The 2,239-nt window shown below is 61.7% G+C and carries 2 protein-coding genes; both read left to right on the forward strand.

Going from position 1 to position 2,239, the window contains the following annotated elements; genetic code table 11:
• Positions 1 to 556 (forward strand): c-type cytochrome (locus tag EN884_RS33495; protein ID WP_127224702.1); only part of this gene is annotated, 556 nt, incomplete at its 5' end.
• Positions 553 to 2,239 (forward strand): cytochrome c oxidase subunit I (gene ctaD / locus EN884_RS33500; protein WP_128361026.1); only part of this gene is annotated, 1,687 nt, incomplete at its 3' end. The genes EN884_RS33495 and ctaD, both read left to right, overlap by 4 nt.

Below are 2,239 nucleotides of genomic sequence, written 5' to 3' on the forward strand. Positions count from 1 at the left end.
TATCCCTGCCGGCGAGCCGGTGCGGCTGCTTTTGACCTCGACCGATGTGATCCATTCCTTCTGGATCCCAAGCTTGGCCGGCAAGCTCGACCTTATCCCGGGCCACATGAACGTCCTGGATATCAAGGCGGACAAGCCAGGCGTCTACCGTGGTCAATGCGCTGAATTCTGCGGTGCGCAGCACGCCAACATGGGCACCTTGATCATCGCCGAGCCGCGCCCGAAATTCGATGCCTGGCTGAACGACCAGTTGCAGCCGGCCGGCGCGCCGGCGAGCGGCGAAGCCAAGGTCGGTGCGGACCTGTTCCTCAAACGCCCCTGCGTGATGTGTCACAGGATCGGGGGGACGCCGGCCGGCGGAACGGTGGCTCCCGATCTCACCCACATAGCCAGCCGGCAGACGCTCGCTGCCGGGACCTTGACGATGAGCCGCGGCAATCTCGCCGCCTGGATAGCCGACCCGCAAGGCATCAAGCCCGGCTCCCACATGCCGGTGGTGGAGCTCAGCGGCGATGAGCTCAATGCCGTGGTCGCCTATCTCGAGGGTCTGAAATGAGCAGCGCGGATCTCACAAGCCAACGCGACCTGCCGCCGGAGCGCAAGGTATCTGCAAAAGGCGACATCGCGCCCGAGCATGACGGACCGCGCGACACCGGCATGGATGATGCCGGCCTGCATCGCTGGCTCGAGCGCACCTGGCGGACGCCATCCGGCATCGTCGGAGCCTTGTCGAGCGTCGATCACAAGGTGATCGCACGACGCTATTTGATCACCGCTTTCGTGTTCCTTGGTCTTGGCGGCCTCAACGCTGTCGTCATGCGCATCCAGCTTTCTGGACCGCAACGCGGGCTGATCGGGCCCGACCTCTACAATCAGCTGTTCACCATGCATGGCGTTACGATGATGTTTCTGTTCGCCGTGCCCATCATGCAGGCGACCGGGATCTACCTGGTGCCGCTGATGGTCGGCACCCGCAACATCGCGTTTCCGCGCCTGAACGCGTTCAGCTACTGGGTCTACGTCTCGGGCGGCGCTTTCGCCTGGGTGTCCTTCGCCCTCAACATGGCCCCTGATGTGGGCTGGTTCGCCTACGTACCGCTGTCCGGCCCCGAATTCGCACCGGGCAAGCGGGCTGACGTCTGGGCGCAGATGATCACCTATACCGAAGTGTCGTCACTGGCCGTCGCGGTGGCGACCATCGTCACGGTCTTCAAGCAGCGAGCCCCCGGCATGTCGCTGGACAAGATCCCGCTCTATGTCTGGGCGATGCTGGTCACTTCCTTCGTCGTCGTCTTCGCGATGCCGGCGGTGATGATCACCTCGACTTTCCTGATCCTTGACCGGCTGGTTGGCACGCACATCTTCAACCCGGCCGAAGGTGGGGATGCTCTGCTGTTCCAACACCTCTTCTGGTTCTTCGGCCATCCGGAAGTTTACATCATCTTCCTGCCGGCGACGGGCATGGTGTCCTCGATCATTCCTGTTTTCGCCAGGCGACCGACATTCGGTCATCTCGGGCTGGTCCTGTCGCTGATCGCGGTCGGCTTCCTTTCGTTCGGGCTTTGGGTCCATCACATGTTCGCCACCGGCCTGCCAAAGCTTGGCGCCAGCTTCTTCACCGCATCCAGCATGATGATCGCCATCCCGAACGGCGTACAGATCTTCTGCTGGCTGGCAACATTATGGGACGGCAGACCGGTGATCCGAACTCCGTTGCTGTTCGTCTTCGGCTTTTTCTTCATCTTCGTCATCGGCGGGCTGACGGGCGTGATGCTCGCCTCAGTGCCGTTGGATCTTCAGGTCCACGACACCTATTTCGTCGTCGCCCATTTCCATTACGTGCTGATCGGCGGCTCGGTGTTCCCGCTGCTTGGCGCGGCTTATTTCTGGTTCCCGAAGGTCACCGGCCGCATGATGAGCGAACGCCTCGGGCGGTGGCATTTCTGGCTGGCCTTCATCGGGTTCAATGCAGCCTTTTTCCCGATGCATCTGGTCGGCCTGTGGGGCATGCCACGACGTGTCTACACCTATCCGGCCGAGCTTGGCTGGGGCAACATCAACCTTTTCATCTCGGCTGGGGCGTTACTCTTCTTCCTGAGCTTTGTCCTGTTCACCTTCAACCTTGTGCATGGCGCGTTGAAAGGCACCTCGGCCGGCAACAATCCTTGGGACGCAGGAACCTTGGAGTGGGCAACATCCTCGCCGCCGCCGAGCTATAATTTCGCACGCATTCCCATCG

Source organism: Mesorhizobium sp. M7A.F.Ca.AU.001.01.1.1 (assembly GCF_004022735.1).
Classification (GTDB): Bacteria; Pseudomonadota; Alphaproteobacteria; order Rhizobiales; family Rhizobiaceae; genus Mesorhizobium; species Mesorhizobium ciceri.